Origin of the sequence: Collinsella sp. AF23-2, from assembly GCF_003459245.1 — a bacterium.
Classification (GTDB): Bacteria; Actinomycetota; Coriobacteriia; order Coriobacteriales; family Coriobacteriaceae; genus Collinsella.
Genome location: NZ_QRVG01000007.1, coordinates 37,578 through 56,235 on the forward strand (window position 1 = coordinate 37,578; position 18,658 = coordinate 56,235).

Consider the following 18,658-nt stretch of genomic DNA (forward strand, 5'->3'; position numbering starts at 1 on the left):
CATCGGCTAACGGCGGGGAAACGCTACTTTATTAAGATAAAGCAGGTTAGACGGGCCGCACCGAAGGGGCGTTGGACCCTTCAACCAACCTCAAAGCTTGATCAACGTTTATGCATACGCCATTGGTATGTTTAATGAGGTTTTTGTCCTCCGTCACGACGTAATCGGCATCAATGCGATTAGCGACGCCCAGTATCAGGTCGTCCTCAAAGTCGTTGTGATGATACTTGAACACAAAGGAGTCGAAGACCTCATCTGCACCGACCGGGGCGATGAGGGCTAGCTCGCGCATCTGTCGAACGCATGCCCAGGCCGTTTCGTCTGCCGCCGCAATGGCGTTATCGCTCAGTGAGCCAGTCTTTCTTCGGCACTCCTGCTTGATTGCCGCCGAGACAAGATATGAAACGTCTTTGACCGAAAGCGACGAGGCAAACAGGGCAATCCGCTCCGAGGCGTCGGCAATCTCGATCAGATGGGCGACATTTGCCGTACGGTCGGACCTGCCAGAAAAATAATCCATCCATACGTTGGTATCGATTAACAGCTTGAGGACGCCTTCTGTGCTCATAGTTCCACCCACTCGGGATAGCGCTCCGCCATGGCCTCCTCATAGAGGTCGTCATAGTCTCCCGAGAACTCAGGGATGGGGATGCCGTATTTGAGGCACGAATCGCGAACGATATGGCTGCCTTGCGCGGCCCTTGACTCCATGCGCCGGGGCTCCACTCCGTCAGAAACTGGAGCCGCCGCGTCTCCCTTCGAGGGCATATGTCCGTTAACGACCAGATACTCCCAAAGTGTCCGAACGGCTTGCGACGGCGTCATGCCAATCTGTGCCAAAACGGCGTCCCCGGCATCCTTGAGTTGGCGATCCATGCGCACGTTCATCTGAACCGGCCGTGAGTCTAGTATCGACATAGACATGTTGGCTCCTTTTGCTATACGCTTTCCTTTACTTAGTATAGCATTTAGGATGAATGCCGCCTTTACCAGAAAGGGGACGTCCCAGCTGGAACATCCCCTTCATTCAGACTATTTCACACTTTACAGCGCGCCAGAGCCGGCTTGCATCATGCCGCCGGGGCCCGAGGTCACGCCGCCGCTTACGGGCGTGGCGTTGCCGGTGTGCGGCGCCGCCGGAGCGGTATCGCCGCCGAGCGCGCCGACCGGACGCGGTGCCGGAATCTCGCCCGTGCCGTGGCTAAAGACAAACTTGCCGTCGGCCACATCGCACAGGACGGTATCGCCCTCGCCCCACTCGCCGGCCAGCAGCTCCTCGGACAGCGGGTCCTCAATGAGCTTTTGGATGGCGCGGCGCAGCGGACGCGCGCCATTGGTGAGGTCGGTGCCCTCGGCCACAATCTTGTCGTAGGCCGCATCGGTGAGCTTGATGTTCATGCCGTTGGCAATCAGGCGTTGACGCAAGTCGTCCACCAGCAGGTGCGCGATCTTGGTCAGATTCTCGCCCGAAAGCTTCTGGAACACCACGATGTCGTCGATACGGTTGAGCAGCTCGGGGCGGAACAGGCGCTTGAGTTCGCCCATCGCACGGCCCTTAATCTCGCTCGAGGTAAGGCCGTGCTCGCCGGTGGTGCCAAAGCCAACGCTCGCATCCTGCGCAATCTCGCGGGCGCCCACGTTGGACGTCATGATGATCACGGTATTGCGGAAGTCGACCGTCTTGCCTTGGCTATCGGTCAGGCGGCCCTCCTCCAGCACCTGCAGCAGAATGTTGAAGATATCGGGGTGCGCCTTCTCGATCTCGTCAAACAGCACAACCGAGTACGGATGACGGCGCACGGCCTTGGTGAGCTGACCGCCCTCGTCATGGCCAACGTAGCCCGGGGGGCTACCGATAAGCTTGGAGACCTCGAACTCGCTGCCAAACTCCGACATGTCGAAGCTGATGAGCGCGTCCTTGCTGCCAAAGAGATACTCGGCAAGCGTCTTGGCGAGCTCGGTCTTGCCCGTGCCGGTGGGACCCAGGAAGATAAAGCTGCCGCCGGGGCGACGCGGGTCCTTGAGCGGCGAGCGACTGCGGCGCACGGCCTTGGCAACGGCCTCGACTGCCTCGTCCTGGCCGATAATGCGGGTCTTGAGCACGCTTTCGGTCTGCAGCAGGCGACGGCTCTCGCTCTCGGTGAGCGAAGACACCGGCACACCCGAGGTCACGGAGACGATGTCGGCGATCTGGGCGACGTCGATGGTGAGCGGGCTCGCGTCGAGCTCGGCCGTCCAGGCAGCCTTGGCCTCGGCAACCTCAATCTCGGCAGCCTTTTGCTGCTCAGTGATCTCGGCAGCCTTGTTCATGTCGTCGCTCTCGGTGGCCTCCTGTGCGGCAGCCTTGAGCTCTTCGACGCGATGCTCGGCCTCGCGCACCGGCTCGGGCGCGCGGTTAGCGGCGATGCGGGCGCGGGCACCGGCCTCGTCGATAAGGTCGATGGCCTTATCGGGCAGGAAGCGGTCCTGAATGTAGCGGTTGGAGAGGTTCGCGGCGGCCTCGATAGCACCCTGTGTGTAACGCACATGGTGGTGCTCCTCGTAGCGCGGCTTGAGCGCGGTCAGGATCTTGACCGTGTCCTCGACGCTCGGCTCCTCGACATCGATTGTCTGGAAGCGACGCTCAAAGGCCGGATCCTTGGTGAGGTACTTGCGGAACTCCTCGGCCGTGGTGGCGCCGATGATCTGGAAGGCACCGCGTGCGAGAACGGGCTTGAGCATGGAGCTCGCATCGATAGAACCCTCAGCAGAGCCGGCACCGATGATGGTGTGCATCTCGTCGATAAACAAGATAACGTCGTCGGCTTCGGTCGCCTCCTGGATCACGTTCTTGAGACGCTCCTCGAACTCGCCGCGATACTTGGCGCCCGCAACAAGACCCGGCAGGTCGAGTGTCCAGATATTCTGGTTCATGAGGTTCTCGGGCACGTTGCCGGCGGCAATCTGCTGAGCCAGGCCCTCGACGATGGCTGTCTTGCCCACGCCGGGATCACCCAAGATAAGCGGGTTGTTCTTGGTGCGGCGCGAAAGGATCTCCATCATGCGCTGGACTTCCTTTTCGCGACCGATCACGGGATCGAGCTTGCCGTCGCGCGCCTTCTGTGTGAGGTTGGTGGCGAACTGCTTGAGCGTGTCGGTGCCGTCCCCCTTTTGCTGTGAGGCGTCCGAGCCGCTAAAGAACGGCAGGCCCGCACCGGGGCGGCCGGCGCCAGCTCCGGCGAGCGGACGCTTCTTGTCCTGGTCCTTGGCGGTGAGCTTTTCGATGGCCTTTTTGATAGAAGCGGACGAAACACCCAGGCGCATGAGGATGTCCATGGCCATTCCGTTGCCCTCTTCGACGATACCGATGAGCAGGTGCTCGGTCGACACATAGGTCTGGTTGTTCTCGCGCGCCACACGGAAGGAACGCTCCATCACGCTAATGACGAGCGGCGTAAAGGCGAGCTTGGCGGCCTCGGTCTCCTCGCTGGGCTCGGGAACGGTGGTCTGGACCTCCTTGAGGGTGTCCATGATGTCGTCGTAGGAGATATCGAGCGAGCGCAGTGCCTCGGCGGCAATGCCCTCGTCCTCCTTAGCGAGCGCGAGCAGCAGATGCTCGGTACCCACTTTATTTGAGTGTAGATCGAGCGCCTCTTGCTTGGCCATGGACATGACCTTGCGCGCGCGATCGGTAAAACGGTCTAACATGCTAGTTCCTCTTAGACGAGCTAGTTTTTTCAAACGCAAAGCGCCGCCCCGCGGCAGCGCTTTGGTCTCTTTACCCATATGGAGTATATGTTAACCGTTGGGACCTTTTCCGCACGGAGCCATACGACAACGTCTACAAAAAAGGAATCGCTCCGGTCTGTTTGGGGGTCTGGTTCTGAGCGTTGCCTAGCAGGCAGGCTCGACGTCCATGCCCTCGGAAATGTTGGCAACCTCCTCGGCAGCGGGAGCACCCGGCATGTGCACGAGCTCCATGTGCGGCTCGGCAAAGACCGTGCCCATGGGGAAGGCGCGACGGAAGACAAACCGGGCAACCGGACCGGCCACCAGCAGGTTCCAGGGCAGGGCCATGATAAAGTTGCGCGGAATGTTGACGAGCCACATCATCGGCAGCGCCTGCAAATTGGCAAGCGGGCCGCCGGGCATATGGAACAGGCCCTCGCAGGCGCCGTAGAGCGACATGATGATGACCATGGGGACGACCATGCAGGAGCTGACGGCGAGCGTCATAGCGAGCGGCGAGCTCTTGCCCGGAGTAACCAGGAACTTGAAGGCGAAGCCTTTGGCTGGCGGGCTGGCGATAAACCAGTCGCAGCACATGGCAAAGACGTAGGCAACGGGGAAGCCAAGCCATGCAGCGGCAACAACCTCGCCGTTGATGGCCCCATGCTGCAGGGCAACGTTGTAGATGCTCATCCAGAGCACCATACAAAAACACATGATAAAGGTGAACAGCAGGCTCTCTCGTTTGTTGATAGGCATAAAGGGCGAAATCCTTTCTGTGTTACGCCGCGGCGCGTGCAAAAAAACGGGCAGGCGAGATGGAGTTACTGGGACTTCATCTCGCCCGCCCGCGGTACGTGCGTCTGCGACTGCTTATGTGGTGGAACTACCCTAACACGAACAACACGCGCTTCGTAAGCGTTGAGTTTGTGGAGATGCTCGGCGTATTGGTGCAAAGTAACCTGTCCCCCTTGCACCAATTAGCTGGTGTGGCGCCAGCGGGGATCGGTGAGAGTTCTCGCTACGCTCAGGCCGACGGGAAGGAACGCCACGATGAGCACCGCACGCACAAACCAGCCAAGCATATTAACCGTGTCAAACGTGCACATGTAGTACATCGAGCGATACAGATACAGTCCCGGCACCATGATGACAATCGATGGCACCGTGAGGGCGATGCGCGGGTACGTGAGCTTGATTTCGGCCAGGCTCGCAAGCAGTCCCGACACCAGCGCGCCGATAAACGCCGCCGCCTCGGGAGGCATGCCTGCACTCAGGCCCAGAAAGGGAAACAGCGTCGGCGCATCGACGAGCGTAAGGCGCAAGGTATTAGACACGGCACCGATGAGCCCAGCCGCCGCGGCCATCTTTATCGGACTGTTGAACATAACCGAGAAGCCAAATACACCGATAAAGCTCATCAGTATGCGCAAGAGCGTAAGAGCCAACGGTGAGAGGCCGAGCGGGGCGAAGTCATCCGGCGCCAGTCCCACACACTCGGCAACCATCCAGCCTACGAGGGTCGCCATCACAATAATTGACACAGCATACGAAAGACGCTCGATGCCGCTTCGCATATCGAGCTTTGCGATGTCGAGGCCTGCCGTAATGAGGGGAAAGCCGGGGATGACAAAGAGCATGGCGCCGATATAGCCTTCTTGGTGCGACATTGCCCCCGGAATGACCTGGCCAAGGCCGAGCAACGCCAGTAAATACGAGATACAGGCCAGCGCGACGCCAATCGTCAACGCGCTAAACTGGCCGAGGCCCTGCTTGAGGATATGAGAACGGGCAAAGTTGCCGACGCCCGCGCCCACGAACGCACATGCCATCTCAATGGGACCGCCACCAAGTAAAAAGACAAAGGCGCCACAGGCGCAGGCCGCCGCAAGGCCCTGTTGCCAAGGCGCGTAATCAGGTTTTGAACTCTCAACGGTCTTGAGCATCTCGTGATACTCATGCACGGTAAACCGGCGCCCATAAGTCTCGATTTCCTTTAGGAAGCTCTCCATCATCCAAATGCGATGAGTGTTGACGCCCGTTGTTGGCAGGCTGACGACCTCGTTAAAGCAGTGGCCGCCTTCGATGCAGGTGCACTCAAACGACAGGAGACTTAAGTCAACGTGGATGGTGACACCGAGTACGGCGGCGACGCGGTTCATGGTATCGCGTACACGCCAGGCACCCGTTCCGCTCGCGAGCATAAGCATACCGGTGCGGCAGATGATGGATGATTTGTCGGTAAGTGGCGCATCGACGGCAAGCTCATCGCCCGCGGTCACGATCTGGCGCCAGTCAGTTTTCATATGGAGCGCGCCGGCACGGACACCGTGGTGCATGGGGGCTCTCGAAGGCAGTGAGTCAAGGCGCGAAGGCTGTGGGGGTTCCGTCGATTCATCCTCAACCTCATCAGCCTCTTCATCGACCAGATCAAAGGAATCAAGCGGCGCTGGCTCGCGACGGTCGATCAGCTCCTCGTCCTCATCATCAAAGTAATTGAACTGATCGAGCATGTCCTCTTCGATCGCGCGCTCGCTCGCATCGTCCATACAGACGCTCCCTTCCTGCCGACTAACTCCCATCCTAGGCAGCGACGGCTAAAGGAAACATAAAAGAGACAACTGTCATGTGAGTCATGTACGCAATAGCCGTTAGGTAGTCGTTGGGGACGTTCTTGAATGGCTAGTCGTTTAAGAACGTCCCTAAGTGCCAACCAAGGCAACGCCGCAGGTAGAGGACGGACAGCGAGCGACGTCCAGGGCGAACAAGTTGGCATGAAAAAGGCAAGACATAGACCTTCTGGTCATGCCTTACCTTTTGAATGACAAATTGTCGCCCTGGGCGGCGCGCAGCGTCGAGCCGTTACGCGGTTCGTAGAACCGCGTAACTAGTTAGCACATCTTTGCGCCGGCGGGGATGGAAGCGTCGAGCTGAATCAGATTGAGGCGCTCCTCGCCCTCCTCCTCGTGAATAGCGCTGATCAGCATGCCGCAGCTGGGAATGCCCATCATCTTGCGCGGAGGAAGGTTGGTGATGGCGAGCAGGGTCTTGCCGACCAAGTCCTCGGGCTCATAGTATTCATGGATGCCGGAAAGGATGGTGCGGTCGGTACCGGTACCGTCGTCGAGCGTAAAGTTCAGCAGCTTCTTGGACTTCTTGACGGCTTCGCACGCCTTGACCTTCACGGCGCGGAAATCGCTCTTGGAGAAGGTATCAAAGTCGACAAACTCCTCGAACAGCGGCTCGACGGCGATCTTAGAGTAATCGAGCGTAGGCTTGAGCGATTTGACGAACGGGCTCGAGGCGTTGCCGGCCTCGGCGGCCTTGGCGGCAGCAGCACCGGACTGGAAACCCTTCTCGGGCTTCATGTGCGGGAACAGCAGGACGTCGCGGATGGAGGCCTGGTTGGTGAGCAGCATGACCACGCGGTCGATACCGATGCCGATGCCGCCCGCGGGAGGCATGCCGTACTCGAGGGCGCGCACGTAGTCCTCGTCGTACTCCATGGCCTCGTCGTCACCGCCAGCCTTCTCGGCCATCTGAGCGGCAAAGCGCTCGGCCTGGTCGACCGGGTCGTTGAGCTCGGAGAACGCGTTAGCGTACTCGTGACCGGCGATAACCAGCTCAAAGCGGTGCGTCAGACGCGGGTCGTCCTCAAAACGCTTGGCAAGCGGGCTGACCTCGATGGGGTAATCGCACACGAAGGTCGGGTTGACGATGGTGTCCTCGCCCAGCTCATCGTAAATCTCGGCGATGATCTTGCCAGCAGTCCACTCGGGCTTGATCTCCAGGCCCTTCTCGCGCGCGGCGGCAGCAAGCTCCTCGACCGGCGTGTCGATGGTGACTTTCTTGCCGAGCACGTCAGAGACAATATCAGTCATGGGGCGGCTTGCCCACTCACCGGAAAGATCGATGGTCTGGCCCTGGTACTCGATGACCTCGGGGTTGCCGATGGCCTTGTTGGCAGCCTTGATGACGCCCTGGGCAAGCGCCTTCATGCCCTCGAGATCGGAGAAGGCACGGTAGGCCTCCATCGTGGTGAACTCGGGGTTGTGGGTGAGGTCCATGCCCTCGTTGCGGAAGATGCGGCCAATCTCGAACACGCGCTCAAAGCCGCCGACGATGCAGCGCTTGAGATGCAGCTCGGTAGCAATGCGCAGATAGCACTCCTGGTCGAGCGCGTTGAAGTGCGTGATGAACGGCTTAGCCGTGGCGCCGCCCTGGATAGTCTGCAGGATGGGGGTCTCGACTTCCATGTAGCCGTCGGACTCCATGAAGCGGCGGAAGGTGGAGAGAATCTGCGAACGCTTGCGGAAGGTCTCGCGGACATCGTCGTTGGCGATCAGGTCGACGTAGCGCTGACGATAACGGGTCTCCTTGTCGGAAAGACCGTGGAACTTCTCGGGCAGCGGACGAACGGCCTTGGCAAGCAGGGTCGCGCTCTTAGGGGCAACGGAGAGCTGGCCGCGCTGGGTGCGCACAACCACGCCGGTCACGCCCAGGATGTCGCCCAGGTCGAGGGACTTGAGCGTATTCCATGCAGCCTCGTCCATGTCGTTGATGCGGCAGAACAGCTGAATCTCGGCAGTCGCATCGCGCACGACGATGAACATGATCTTGCCCTGACCGCGCTTGGCGACCACGCGGCCGGCGATCTTCACGACGTCCTCGGTGTCCTCGCCATCGGCAAGCTCGGCGTACTTAGCCTCGATATCGGCAACGTAGTCCTCAAGCTCAGAGTGCTCGGGATAGGGGTTCTGGCCCGCCTCGAACAGGGCGGCGCGCTTGGCCAGGCGGGTGGCGCGCTCGTCGTTGAGCGTCGATGCCTGATCTGCGGCGTTCTGGTTCTCTGCCATAAGTTAGCTCCTCAAACTAAAACGCTCCCCAGGATTCGGTCCCAGGGAGCGAAAACATACCTTTACGCGGGACCGTGGTCTAGCGTGCAATCTTGGCGATGGTGTAGACGCGAGTCTTGCCGGAAGGCGTAACGACCTCGACGGAGTCGCCCTCGCCGTGACCGATGATGGCGTGGCCGACCGGAGACTCGTTGGAAATCTTGTGCTCGAGCGAGTTGGTCTCGGTGGTACCGACGAGCGTGACTTCCATGACCTCACCGTTGGGATCAATCAGAGAAACGGTGGAACCGATGGAGACGGTCAGATCACCTGTGGTGGCAGCAACCTGAGCGTTGGCAAGGATGGCCTGGATCTCGGCAATACGAGCGGCGTTCTGGGCCTGCTTGTCCTTGGCGGCATCGTACTCGGAGTTCTCCGAAAGGTCGCCGAACGCGCGGGCTTCCTTGATGTCCTCGACGATCTCCTTGGCGTAATCGCCCTCACGCCAAGCGAGCTCCTCGACGAGCTTCTGGCGGCCCTCAGCGGTCAGTACGATCTGGCTTGCGTCCATACGGATATCTCCCCAACTCTGATCAAACAATCAACTGTCAACAAAACGAAAAAGACCGGCTAGCCTGCGGGCAAGCCGGTCAGGTGCTCACCCCAAAGGGATGGGACTACTCTGCGTCCGCGTCGCTGTCCTCTGCCTGCTTCTTCTTGGCAGCAGCGAGCTTGGCCTCGAGCTCAGCGATCTCCTTGTCCTCCTCGGACTGCTCGACCACGACCTCCTCGGCCTGCTTGGTCTCGGCCTTATCGTCGCCCTCCATACCCTCGCGGATATTCTTGACGGTAGAGCCGAGGGACTTGCCGAGCTTCGGCAGGTTCTTGGGCCCGAAGATAATCAGGACAACGACGAGAATAATGATGAGCTCAGGAGCCCTCAGTCCAAACATGTAGACCTCCACAATACAGCGAGACAAGCTCGAATGAGTATACCGCGGGTATCGCGGTATCACAACAATAGCTAAAAAAAGGGACCGCAAGAAGCGGTCCCTCCTCATGCTCTGGTCGGGTTGACTGGATTTGAACCAGCGACCCCTGCGTCCCGAACGCAGTGCTCTACCAAACTGAGCCACAACCCGTTAGCTCGACTATAGTAACAAAGATTTCCGTCGTGTGCTAGAGAAATTTTTACTTCTTTGGCACTTCGATGCGAACCGTGTTGGGAATGAGCTCCGTCGCGCAGGACCACCAGCCGTTTTGCAGGGCAGCGTCGGCAAGCCTTTCGGCCGTGGCGGCGGTGTCGCAAATGGCAAATGAGCAGGCACCCGATCCGCACACATCTACAGCAACGGTGCCGTCCTGTTTACGCAGCCAATCGAGAACCGTTTGAATCTGCGGCTCCATCTGTGCGGAAATGACACCTAGGTTGTTATGGATGAGCGCATATGCCGTCTCGGCATCACCAGCATGCAAGGCAGAAGCTATCGCGCCGGGCTTGTCTGCAGGCACCGGAGCCTCGTCAAAACGTCGATAGGCTTCAATTGTTGAAACGCTTGCCTCGCGCGGCTTGACCAACACGACGGGCGTTGCGGGCAGCGCGGGATACTCAGTTGCCAGCACGTCTCCCCCACCTACGTAGAACGCAAGGCTCGCGTGCAAAAAGAACGGGACGTCAGCACCAATACCCCGCGCAATGTCGTCGAGCGCGGGGTCGGTGCGATCAATTCCCCAGAGCTCCGCCAAGGCGACAATGACCGCGGCCGCGTCCGTCGAGGGGCCGCCCAAGCCGGCGCACAATGGAATGCGCTTCTCAATCGTCACGCAGATGTTTGCCTCGCAACCATAATGCTCGGCCATAGCAACCGCAGCCCGATACGCCGTATTCTTTTGCATGGGAAAATCTGATGCCGGAACCGTCTGGACGGTCAGCGCCTGCGCCGGCGCGACCGTCACGGAATCGGAAAGACCGACGGCTGCCATCAGGGAATCGACCCTGTGGTAGCCGCGGTCATCGCGCTCGGTATGAACCCCCAGGTAGAGGTTAATCTTTGCCGGCGCGGAAAGAGTCAGGGACCGATCGGTCACCGTTAGTGCTCCTCGAGCTGATTGCCGAGCGGGGTAAAAATGTGCTCACCGCTCTCGGGGTCGAACAGCTCGACCTGCCCGGTGAGGACATCGATATACTGGTAGGACTGACGCGACTTGCGGCCGCGACGTTCGTCAACCTCGACGATAAAGACGGCGGGGTGGACGCTCTTGATGGTGCCCATGCGCTCGACGACGCGGGTGCGGCCCATGTTGGCCTTCACCTTGACGCGATCGCCCACCATATCGGTCAGCTTCTCGTGGATGTCGTCGACGTGATTGACTTCCATCTCTTCCATGAACAGGGCCTCCAGAAGGTGCAATTCAAAAAGGGGATAATACCCCTAAGATAGACAAAACTCTAATACTATAGCACCCTGTTGCGACCACGCGCAAGTAGCTAATTTGGCTACTTACAGATTGTCGGTATCGAGGACGATGGTGAATGGGCCGTCGTTGACGAGGTCGACTTTCATATCGGCGCCAAAGATGCCATGCGCCACGTGTTCGACATCTTGACGAACGAGCGTCAGGAAGTACTCGTAGAGCTCGTTGGCGACATCGGGGGCGCCGGCATCCGTAAACGATGGGCGGCGGCCGTGACGGCAATCGGCGAACAGCGTGAACTGCGACACTACGAGAACCTCGCCGTCGACATCGGCAAGTGCCAGGTTGGTCTTGCCGTTCTCGTCCTCGTTAATGCGCAAGCCGCGGAGCTTGCCCCACAGCTTATCGGCCTCGGCGCGCGTGTCGCCGTGGCCCACGCCCAGCAGCACCAGATAGCCGCGCCCAATTTTGCCCACGCACTCGCCGTCGACCGTCACGCCGGCGTTGAGTACGCGCTGCACCACCGCACGCACGGCCTACTCCTCGCCCGTCAGTTTGGCGGACAGATGCTCGAGCGCGTGGAAACGATGGCTGATGGCGTTCTTCTCGTCCGCCGTCAGCTCGGCCATGGTCTTGCCCGGCGTGTCGACCGGCAGGAACAGCGGGTCATAGCCAAAGCCGTGATCGCCGCGGCCCTCGTGTGCGATAACGCCCTCGCAGGCGCCCTCGCCATAGGTGACCAGACCATCCGTGTCGATAAGCGCAACGACGCTCATAAAGCGCGCGGTGCGGTCCTCGTCCGCCACGCCTTCCAGGTTAACGAGAAGCTTGGCGTTGTTGGCGGCATCGTCTCCGTGCACGCCCGCATAGCGCGCGCTATACACGCCCGGCTCGCCGTCAAGCGCGTCGACGACCAAGCCAGAATCGTCGGCGATGGCCATGAGCCCCGTCTCTTCGACGGCAGCCTGCGCCTTGATGATGGCGTTCTCCAAAAACGTCGTGCCGTTTTCCTCGGGGTCCTCAAAATCGCCCAGCTGGCCGAGCGCCACAAAGCGAACCTCGGGCATGACCTTGCCTAAAATGGCCTCGATCTCGGTGAGCTTATGGGCGTTGCCCGTTGCCACGACAATGGTCGCCGCCGGGTCGAGGGTGTCGATGTCGATCTTCTCAAGTGCCATGAGTGGTCTCCTTGTCTCTATAGCAATGCCGCGCCGAGGGCGACGAGGGCCTCCGCCTCTCCCCTCTCAATCAACGGCAGTCTTATACTTCGACGTTTTCCCAGATAAAACCTGCCAAAATAAACCTGTCCCTTTTTGGCAGGTTAGGCGATGGCTTGGCGCTGAAGCTCGATGAGCTCGGCGATGCCTTTGTCGCCCAGGTCGAGCAGGGCGTTGAGGCGCTTACGGTCAAAGGGCGCCTGCTCGCCAGTGCCCTGGAGCTCGATCATCTCACCGGTGTCGGTGGCGACGAGGTTCATGTCGACTTCGGCATGGCTGTCCTCGGAATAATCGAGGTCAAGCAGCGTATTGCCGTCGACAACGCCCATGGAGATTGCAGCCACCTGGCCGGTAAGCGGGATGCGCTCGATCTTGCCCGCCTCGACCCACATGGCGAGGGCGTCGTGCAGCGCCACCCAGGCGCCGGTGATGCTCGCTGTACGCGTGCCGCCATCGGCCTGAATCACATCGCAGTCGACGGTGACGGTGTACTCGCCGAGCGCCTTCATGTTGACGACGGTACGCAGGCTGCGGCCAATGAGGCGCTCGATCTCCATGGAGCGACCCTTGCGGTTGGCGTGCTCGCGCTTGCAGCGCTTGCCGGTCGACGCCGGCAGCATGGCGTATTCCGCGGTCACCCAGCCGACCTTAGCTCCCTTTCGCCAGCCCGGCACGCCCTCCTCGATTGTGGCGGCGCACAACACGCGCGTGTCACCGAACTCGGCAAAACACGAGCCGTGGGCGTGCTTCATGACGCCACGGGTGAGCTTAACGGGGCGCAACTCGTTGGCGGCGCGACCGTTGGCGCGGTTGACCTGCATGTACTCCATAGAAAAATCCTTTCGGCAAAAGGTGTGGCGAAGGCTCTGACGGCGGCCTTACATCTATTTCAGCTCATCGATATCGATATGCTCAATGCTCTTGAGCGGCTGACCAAAGATAAAGCTGCCCGCCACCGCAAACTCGGCAATGTTATCGGCCGTCGTGGCAAAACGATGCTGCGGCTCGGCGGCGACGCCCGCCAGCTGCTCGCGGCGCGTGAGGATATCGGTCAGCTCGCGCGTGGTCTCCTCGGCGGAACTCACGACGCGTACCCCAGGCCCCAGCGCATGGCGGATAGGTCCCACCAACAGCGGAAAATGCGTACAGCCGAGCACCACGGTATCGATACCGTGGTCGCGCAGTGGCTCAACCGTGGCACCCACCAGCGCACGCACGGCAGGCGTATCGAAGATGTCCTCGTTCTCAAGCCACTGCTCTTGCAGATGCGCACCCGAGGCGAGCTCGTGTTCGACAACCTCGACAAAGCTCGAGGCGGGGCAGCCGTATACGTCGACGCCGGCATCTAGGTCCTGAATGGCGCGCGTGTAAGCGCCCGAGCGAATGGTGAGGTTGGTGGCGAGCACGCCCACGCGACGCGTGCGGGTGCTGTTGATTGCCGCACGGGCACCCGGCGCGATCACGCCGATCACGGGAACGTCGAGCACCTGCTGGGCCAGACGCAAGGCCGCAGCTGTCGCCGTGTTGCAGGCGATGACCATAATCTTGACGTCGTGCTTCGACAGCCAACGGCCCGCCTGCAACGCAAACGAGCGCACCTCATCCTCGGTGCGCGTGCCGTAGGGGCAGCGTTTGGTGTCGCCGAAGTAGTAGACGGACTCGCGCGGCAGCACCGTCGCGATGGCGCGCGCAACCGTCAGACCGCCCAAACCAGAATCGAACACGCCAATCGGGCGCGTGTCGCCTGTCGGATTCTCGATATCGGACATTACCTCACCAGTCTCTCTCGAAAAGACATGTCCAAGTGCGGCGACGCCGCGCTACGAACGCGCCGCGACCAGCAGCTCTGCCGTCGCCGCCCAACCGTCGACAATTTTGCCGCGCGTAACGAAAGCGTTCTCGCAAGCAGCCAGGAACTCGGGCGCACCGGCGCTCGTCAGGCCATTCTCGACCAGGCAGAACGTGCCCACGTGATCGGCCATGTAGAAGTCGGACTCGGAATCGCCGAGCGCGAGCGTCTCCTCGCGCTCGATCCCCAGGTGCTCGCAGAAGCGCGCGATGGCAACGCCCTTGTTGAGGCCGGCGGGATTGATGTTAAACGCGCGACCGTCCTCGACGCGATCGAGCTCGAGCGTCGTCGGCTTGGACAGATGCGTCAGGTGACCGTTACAGGCCCACACCAGGCCGCAGCCGGCCTCGTCCAGGATGGCCTGGACCTCATTGTCGGGCACATCGCCGCGCATGCCGACGGTGACCTCGCGGTACTTGTAGCCGGTCGACATGTCGTTGTGATACTCGATCTTGTGCGGCCAGCGGGCAAGAATCTTCTCGCACACGCCGGTCTGCTCGATCACCTGGTGCGGAGTAAGGCCGCAGGCGGGGTCGTAAGGCATGTCGCCAGTCAGATACTCCCAATCGTTGGCTTTGAGGTCGTACATGACCAGGCCGCCCATCTCACCAATGTAGGAGTTGAGGCCGAGCACGCGCGCGTCCTCGTGGATCATGGTACGGTTGCGGCCCGAGGTGGGAACCACCTGAATGCCAGCGCGAGCGAGCGCCACGACGGCCTCGACGAGTTTGGTCGAGGGGTTGTCGTCGTTGTCGCGCAGCACGCACGAGCCGGGCGCGAGCATCGTGGCATCCAGGTCGGTAAAGACGTACTTGACCTTGGCCAAGCGCTCGCGCATCTCGCCCGAAAGCTCGGCAACGGTCGGCAAGGTGTTGTGGGACATGGTTACTCCGTTTACGTAGAAGGGTTTGGACTTGGACGGCATGTTTTGATTGAGGGAACACGCTTATGGCGACAGCGCACTCAGGGCGCCGCCGCCATCATGGTTCATTAGTCAAACTGGGTAACATCGATCAGGCGATTGGCCAGCGAAAGGTCGCTCTCGATGGGCACGAACTCGTCGCCCACGTGCATGAGCTCCTCGTCACCCTTTGCCAGCAGCAAGACAATGGTGGGAGCATCGGGGTTGACGTACTCCTCGCGCGCCGCCTTGAACGCCGCATGCACAGCGGCTTCGCGGTCGAGGATGATCTTGTTCGGCGTATCGTCGGGAACATGCTCGGCAAGCTCGCGACAGACCTTCATCGGGTCCTCGTGAGCTGGATCCTCGTTCGTAAAGATCATCAGGTCGGAATACGGTGCGGCCTCGCGTGGCAATTGCTCGCGGCGCTCCTGCGCCTTGCCGCCGGCGGCGCCAAACAGCGCAATGACGGGGCTAGCGGGAAACGCGCGCTTGACCGACGAGAAAAGCGAACGGAACGAAAGCTGGTTGTGCGCATAGTCAACGACGCAGATCACGCGGCCGTCCTTCGACTCCACGACCTCCATGCGGCCCGGCACACGCAGTTTGGAGAGGCCCTTCTTGATAGCCTCGATACCGATGCCGATCTCGCGCGCAGCGGCGATAGCGACCAGCGCGTTTTCCACGTTAAAGTCGCCCGCGATACCCAGCAGGACCTTCTCCCCCGCCTCGGGCTCGTCGGCGCTCATGCCGTGCAAGTTGAACTCGATGTTAAAGCCGAGCATGCGGACATCGCTCGCCCACAGGCTTGCCTCGGGATGCTCGACGCCAACGGTCACCAAGCGCTCGGCCGTCGACGCTGCCTCTAGCACACGGTCAACCTCATCGGTGCCCAGATTCACCACGGCGGTCTTTGCCTGGTCAAAGATCCTAAGCTTGCTCTCAAAATAATCCTCAAACGTGGGGTGTTCGATCGGCGAGATGTGGTCGCGGCCGATGTTGAGGAAGCACGCCACGTCAAACGGCAGATTCTCGACGCGTTGGTACTTGAGCGCCTGGCTCGAGACCTCCATGACCATGGACTGGCGACCGGACGTGCGGCAGTTGGCGATATGGCGCCAAACCTCGGGGGCCTCGGGCGTGGTGTTGGTGCTCTCGTAGCACTCGATACCATCGTCGGTACTCACCGAGCCGATCATGCCGCAGGACTCGCCCGCCGCCTTGATGATGGACTGGAGCATAAAAGCGGCCGTGGTCTTTCCCTTGGTGCCGGTGATGCCCACGATCTTGACGTCGTGGTCGGGACGGTCGTAGACCTCCGGCGGCAACAGGGCCATGGCCGTGCGAACACTATCAACAACCAGCATCGCAGCACCGCTCTCCTGCGCCAGCGGCTCCAGAGACTCGACCAGCGACTCCTCGCACACAAATGCGACGGCGCCCGCATCGAGCGCCATGCTCAAAAACGCGGGCTTAAAGGCAGCACCTTTGCAAAAGAATACGTCACCTGCCGAGACCGCGCGCGAATCAAACGAGCAGCCGGTCACGGCGCGCTCGTCAACCTGCTCTGATGCGCGCAGCTCGCCGCACACATCGAGAAGCTTGGCAAGCGTATCGACCGTGGTCACGGTCGCGGAATCCGAATGGTGCATCTTTCACCTTTCTCAGCCATTTGGCAGGGACGGTTTTATAGTAACTGAAACGCACCCACGCAAAAACGGCTCCCGGAGGAGCCGTTACGCGCAGGCGTTCGTAAGCCGAGGCTAGGCAGCCTGAACAGCGGGCTGGTCCTCGTCGATAAAGAAGCGCTTGTACCACACTAGGAACACGAGCGGCGTATAGATCTTGCGCTGGAAATCGCCCTTGCCCGCAAAGTGCAGATCGAGCAGGTGCATGAGCTCGTCGGTATTGAAGAACTCGCTTGCCCACGGCGCGGTGAAGTACTCCTTGACATAGTCGTACCACTTTTGCTCGCGCAGCCAGTAGACAATCGGCACCGGGAAGCCCACCTTGGGACGGGTGGCCCACTCATCGGGCAGCGACTTGTTGGCAGCGTGGCGGAGTACCTGCTTGTTGCCGTTCTCGTTGATGCGGTAGCGATCGGGAATGTGCTCGGCGAACTCCATGACTTTGCGGTCCAGGAAGGGCACGCGCAGCTCCAGCGAGTGCGCCATGCACATCTTGTCGGCCTTGAGCAGAATGTCGCCCGGGAGCCACATGTTCATGTCCAGGTACTGCTTCTTGACCAGTTCGGGCTGACCCTTCACGCGTGCGTAGATGGGTGCAGCGAGCTCAAAGGCGCCATCGCCGGTGTTGTACTCGGGCTTGAGCACGCCGTCGACCTCGCGCTCCGGCCATACCAGAGCCTGTCCCAGGAACGACTTCTCGGGGATCTCGGCACCCTTGACCAGGAAGTTATGTCCCTTGAAGTACGGCATATGCAGCGCCAGGTTACCGAGCGCGCGACGGATGGGCAGCGGCACCATCTTTTTGTACTTGCGCACCGGGACCGTGTCCTCGTAGTAGGCGTAGCCGCCAAAGAGCTCGTCGGCGCCTTCGCCCGAAAGCACGACGGTAACGTCCTTGCGGGCCATCTCGGCCAAGAACCACAGCGGCACGGAAGACAGGTTGGACTGCGGCTCGTCCATGTGATACTGGATGTCCTCGAGCGCACCGAAGAACTCGTCGGCGGTAATCATCTTGCGAACGTTCTCGACGCCGAGCTTATCGGAAAGTTCCTTGGCGTAGTTGGTCTCGTTGAAGTTCTTGTAGTCAAAGCCCACCGAGAAGGTCTTGTCGGGCATGAGGCAAGCGGCGATGTAGCTGGAGTCGACGCCACCGGAGAGGAACGACGCGACCTTGACGTCGGCGATGCGATGGGCCTCGACACTCTCGTGCACGACCTCGTCCAGCTCATCGACATACTCTTCGAACGGCTTCTCGACGGCAGAGTAATCGCAATCCCAGTAGCGCTCGATGTTCATCTTGCCGGTCGGGATATCGACGGTAAAGTAGTGCGCCGGCGGCAGCTTGTAGACACCCTCGAAGAAGGTCTCCTCAGTCGCCGAATACTGCAGCGTCATGTACGGACGCAGAGCCTTTTTGTTGACCGCCTTGTGGAAGTGCGGGTAGTCCAGGAAGCTCTTGATCTCGGAACCAAAGAGCACGCCCGGAGCGCCGTCGCCCGCATCGGCCATGGGATAGTAGTAGAGCGGCTTGATGCCAAAGATGTCGCGGGCGCCAAAAAGCTTGTTCTTCTTTTTGTCCCAGATGACGAAGGCGTACATACCGCGCAGACGATCGAGTACGGCCTCGCCCCACTCCTCGTAGCCGTGCAGGAGGCTCTCGGTGTCGGCGCCGCAGTGGAACTTGTAGCCCTTGGCCTCGAGCTCGGAACGGAGTTCTTGGAAGTTGTAGATCTCGCCGTTGAAGACAATGACGACGCTGCCGTCCTCATTGGCCATGGGCTGAGCGCCGGCCTCGGTCAGGTCGAGGATCGACAGGCGGCGGAAGCCCAGGGCAACGCGGCCGTCGATAAACTGACCGCCCATGTCGGGACCGCGATGGACGATGCGGTCCATCATCTTGGTGAGCACCTCGGATTGGTTATCCGTCCCACCGACAAAACCGACAAAACCGCACATATACTATCCCCTCTGCTGTTGCTGGGCATCAAATCGAATCAGTAGCTTTTGAGTATACCCGAGGGCGTAAAGAGGGGCGGAATGTTCAG

Annotated in this window: 17 protein-coding genes and 1 tRNA gene; all 18 read right to left on the reverse strand. The window is 60.5% G+C overall.

The window, feature by feature from the left end; genetic code table 11:
* Positions 1-46 precede the first annotated feature (46 nt).
* The gene (locus DWY03_RS04485) at positions 47-568 is read right to left on the reverse strand and encodes a PIN domain-containing protein (RefSeq protein ID WP_117773490.1); all 522 of its coding nucleotides are present in this window, start codon (positions 566-568) and stop codon (positions 47-49) included.
* Positions 565-924, reverse strand: a complete 360-nt coding sequence (locus DWY03_RS04490; protein WP_197032147.1) for a type II toxin-antitoxin system RelB/DinJ family antitoxin — start codon at positions 922-924, stop codon at positions 565-567. Before DWY03_RS04490 ends, DWY03_RS04485 begins: the two co-directional genes overlap by 4 nt.
* Before the next feature lie 120 nt (positions 925-1,044).
* Entirely contained in the window at positions 1,045-3,687 is a 2,643-nt protein-coding gene (locus DWY03_RS04495; RefSeq protein WP_117840011.1) for an ATP-dependent Clp protease ATP-binding subunit, read from the reverse strand.
* A 186-nt stretch (positions 3,688-3,873) separates the two neighbouring features.
* On the reverse strand, positions 3,874-4,467 hold the full coding sequence (locus DWY03_RS04500) for a DUF2798 domain-containing protein (RefSeq protein WP_117840012.1): 594 nt from the start codon (positions 4,465-4,467) through the stop codon (positions 3,874-3,876).
* A 221-nt stretch (positions 4,468-4,688) separates the two neighbouring features.
* Positions 4,689-6,257 (reverse strand): threonine/serine exporter ThrE family protein, encoded by a 1,569-nt coding sequence (locus DWY03_RS04505; RefSeq protein ID WP_231500736.1) that lies wholly within the window; start codon positions 6,255-6,257, stop codon positions 4,689-4,691.
* 342 nt (positions 6,258-6,599) lie between these two features.
* A complete protein-coding gene (gene lysS / locus DWY03_RS04510; RefSeq protein WP_117840013.1) occupies positions 6,600-8,564 on the reverse strand; it encodes a lysine--tRNA ligase in 1,965 nt (654 codons plus the stop codon).
* A gap of 79 nt (positions 8,565-8,643) precedes the next feature.
* Positions 8,644-9,114 (reverse strand): transcription elongation factor GreA, encoded by a 471-nt coding sequence (greA, locus tag DWY03_RS04515; protein WP_006234960.1) that lies wholly within the window; start codon positions 9,112-9,114, stop codon positions 8,644-8,646.
* Between the two features lie 106 nt (positions 9,115-9,220).
* Positions 9,221-9,496 carry a twin-arginine translocase TatA/TatE family subunit gene (gene tatA, locus DWY03_RS04520; protein ID WP_022094895.1) on the reverse strand — a complete coding sequence of 92 codons (276 nt, stop codon included), beginning with the start codon at positions 9,494-9,496 and terminating at the stop codon, positions 9,221-9,223.
* 112 nt (positions 9,497-9,608) lie between these two features.
* Positions 9,609-9,685 (reverse strand) — tRNA-Pro (locus tag DWY03_RS04525).
* A gap of 49 nt (positions 9,686-9,734) precedes the next feature.
* Positions 9,735-10,631: a 4-(cytidine 5'-diphospho)-2-C-methyl-D-erythritol kinase gene (gene ispE, locus DWY03_RS04530; RefSeq protein ID WP_117774375.1), complete on the reverse strand. Its 897-nt coding sequence runs from the start codon at positions 10,629-10,631 to the stop codon at positions 9,735-9,737.
* Positions 10,632-10,633: 2 nt separating this feature from the next.
* Positions 10,634-10,930: a Veg family protein gene (locus DWY03_RS04535; RefSeq protein WP_006234957.1), complete on the reverse strand. Its 297-nt coding sequence runs from the start codon at positions 10,928-10,930 to the stop codon at positions 10,634-10,636.
* A 114-nt stretch (positions 10,931-11,044) separates the two neighbouring features.
* On the reverse strand, positions 11,045-11,491 hold the full coding sequence (gene dtd, locus DWY03_RS04540; RefSeq protein WP_089572532.1) for a D-aminoacyl-tRNA deacylase: 447 nt from the start codon (positions 11,489-11,491) through the stop codon (positions 11,045-11,047).
* Positions 11,492-11,494: 3 nt separating this feature from the next.
* Positions 11,495-12,136 carry an RdgB/HAM1 family non-canonical purine NTP pyrophosphatase gene (gene rdgB / locus DWY03_RS04545; protein ID WP_022094898.1) on the reverse strand — a complete coding sequence of 214 codons (642 nt, stop codon included), beginning with the start codon at positions 12,134-12,136 and terminating at the stop codon, positions 11,495-11,497.
* 143 nt (positions 12,137-12,279) lie between these two features.
* A complete protein-coding gene (rph, locus tag DWY03_RS04550) occupies positions 12,280-13,005 on the reverse strand; it encodes a ribonuclease PH (RefSeq protein ID WP_117774376.1) in 726 nt (241 codons plus the stop codon).
* A gap of 54 nt (positions 13,006-13,059) precedes the next feature.
* Entirely contained in the window at positions 13,060-13,944 is an 885-nt protein-coding gene (murI, locus tag DWY03_RS04555) for a glutamate racemase (RefSeq protein ID WP_117774377.1), read from the reverse strand.
* Between the two features lie 51 nt (positions 13,945-13,995).
* A complete protein-coding gene (locus tag DWY03_RS04560) occupies positions 13,996-14,907 on the reverse strand; it encodes an HAD family hydrolase (RefSeq protein WP_117774378.1) in 912 nt (303 codons plus the stop codon).
* 107 nt (positions 14,908-15,014) lie between these two features.
* Positions 15,015-16,577, reverse strand: coding sequence for a Mur ligase family protein (locus tag DWY03_RS04565; RefSeq protein ID WP_117774379.1), 1,563 nt, complete (start codon positions 16,575-16,577; stop codon positions 15,015-15,017).
* 111 nt (positions 16,578-16,688) lie between these two features.
* Positions 16,689-18,569 (reverse strand): asparagine synthase (glutamine-hydrolyzing), encoded by a 1,881-nt coding sequence (asnB, locus tag DWY03_RS04570; RefSeq protein ID WP_117745773.1) that lies wholly within the window; start codon positions 18,567-18,569, stop codon positions 16,689-16,691.
* Positions 18,570-18,658 lie beyond the last annotated feature (89 nt).